At 38.2% G+C, this 1530-nt stretch carries 2 protein-coding genes; both read left to right on the top strand.

Going from position 1 to position 1530, the window contains the following annotated elements:
- Nucleotides 1–302 precede the first annotated feature (302 nt).
- Nucleotides 303–686 (top strand): GNAT family N-acetyltransferase, encoded by a 384-nt coding sequence (locus tag D7Y06_RS25065; RefSeq protein WP_243119514.1) that lies wholly within the window; start codon nt 303–305, stop codon nt 684–686.
- Between the two features lie 472 nt (nt 687–1158).
- The gene (locus D7Y06_RS27570; RefSeq protein WP_243119513.1) at nt 1159–1284 is read left to right on the top strand and encodes a putative holin-like toxin; all 126 of its coding nucleotides are present in this window, start codon (nt 1159–1161) and stop codon (nt 1282–1284) included.
- Nucleotides 1285–1530 lie beyond the last annotated feature (246 nt).

The raw sequence follows: 1530 nt of genomic DNA, 5'->3' as shown, positions 1-1530 counted from the left end.
TTATCTGCTGGACATTTTAAACTATAGGGAGGGCTGGTTACCTGCTTGTGTAGGTTAATCAGCAGACACTAATTAAAAACGTAATAGATTACTTCCAAAGGGATTATAATGTGGAAATTGTTAAGACAGAATATGAGTTCCAAAAGGGAGATAATAAATTATTGATTATAAGAAATAGAGATGTGATTTAGGAATAATGAGGTTTTAAAAAGATATGGATTATTAAAATTCGGGAAATTAGAAAAAATGAATATCCAATATTATCTGATTTTTTGTATGAAGCAATTTTTATTCCAGAGGGCATGGATAAGCCGCCAAAATCTATTTTTAAACAGCCAGAGTTACAAGCATATATTAAAGATTTTGGAAAAGCAGACGATTGGTGCTTGGTTGTGGAAACAAAAGAGAAGATTGTGGGTGCAGTATGGGTGCGTATTATGAACGATTACGGGCATATTGATGACAAAACGCCCTCATTTTCCATATCACTGTATGAGGAATACAGAAATTTGGGTATTGGTACAGCACTTATGGGAGCTATGTTGCAACTTTTAAAAGTGAAAGGATATAAGCAGACATCTCTATCTGTGCAGAAAGCGAATTATGCAGTCAAAATGTATAGAAAAGCAGGATTTGAAGTGGTTGACGAGAACAAAGAAGAATACATAATGATTTGCAAATTATGATAAAGTAGTGGTCTTTGACTATTGCATTTCTTAACAAAATCGCTTATAATCTAAGCCATAGCATATAGCTATTATCCGCAGTTACAGAGCCAGTGTTATCAACAGCGATAACAAAATGATAACATTAGCCCATATAGGCAGGATAACATCGATATATCAAATAATCAAAAGATTTACATACTCGACAGAGAATAAAACCTAAGCAAAATTAGTTAGGAAAAGTCGAGTTCGAATAACGGACATTTGGACTGGAAAGTGCGTAAAAACAATGCTTTCCGGTCTTTCTTTTTCATCCGTGAGATTGTTTTGAGATTGATTTTGAACCACTTTCCACATATTCCACGAAGAGAGAATAGGATTGAAATTCCTGTCGAACTGTGGTAGTATTCCAGTATGGAACCCATGACAGGGGTGGTAGCCTCCCGGGCCAATGACCGGCTTGCCGGATTACATAGGAAGGGAGGTGGCGCCAATGACCGCTGCGGATATCATTTTGATATTTATAGGAATAATCGGCTTGCTGATTGCCTTTGGCAGCTTTGTTATAGCGTTGCTTGCCTTTCTCGACAGAGACAAGGATAACAAGCGAAAAAAATAATGCCCACCCTGTTCACACCAGGATGGGCGCCTCTCACTGAGAGGTAAGATCCACCTCGGGAAACTCCACCTTTGGAGTGGGGCTCCATGTAGGGCACCTGTTACCAGCAGGTGTCCTTCCTTATGTTCAATATACCACAGTCTGTGCAGAGTTTCAAGAGATTTATTCTGGCGGCTAGGGTTGTTTCACGAAAGATTCTAATGTGATGTTATATATCGTTTACCGTTGAATTTCATGTATCTCTCC

Origin of the sequence: Roseburia sp. 1XD42-69, from assembly GCF_003612565.1 — a bacterium.
In the GTDB taxonomy this organism is placed as follows: Bacteria; Bacillota; Clostridia; order Lachnospirales; family Lachnospiraceae; genus Roseburia_B.
This window is presented reverse-complemented; position numbering and strand designations above follow the sequence as displayed.

Excerpts from the sequence above, each read along its gene's own strand:
- D7Y06_RS25065 (WP_243119514.1), top strand. The coding sequence starts at position 303 with ATGGATAAGCCGCCAAAATCTATTTTTAAACAGCCAGAGTTACAAGCA.
- D7Y06_RS27570 (WP_243119513.1), top strand. The coding sequence starts at position 1,159 with ATGACCGCTGCGGATATCATTTTGATATTTATAGGAATAATCGGCTTG.